Here is a 256-nt window from a genome sequence, read left to right on the forward strand (position 1 = left end):
GGTGTCGGTCGACCTTGCAGATTTCGTTGCTGCGCATGGCGAGCCACAAGTGCCGCTTGCCCGTGGCGCCCGGCTTTGGATCGAGGCGACCCGCGCCTTGACCGCGGTGGATGTGGATGCCGGCGGCGGGTCGCCCCGGGCCGCGAATGCTGCCGCGCCGGAAGCGCTGGCGCGTGCCTTGCGGCTGCGCAACATTGCCGGCACCATCGTGGTTGACCTGATCAACCGGGCGGGCGATTGGAGCACTGACCTGGAT

At 69.1% G+C, this 256-nt stretch carries 1 protein-coding gene; it reads left to right on the forward strand.

The features are described 5' to 3' along the window. Positions 1-256: ribonuclease E/G (locus R0J87_RS22300; protein WP_498889044.1), on the forward strand; the 256-nt coding region annotated here is incomplete at both ends.

Source organism: Halomonas sp. SIMBA_159, from assembly GCF_046536035.1.
In the GTDB taxonomy this organism is placed as follows: Bacteria; Pseudomonadota; Gammaproteobacteria; order Pseudomonadales; family Halomonadaceae; genus Vreelandella; species Vreelandella venusta_A.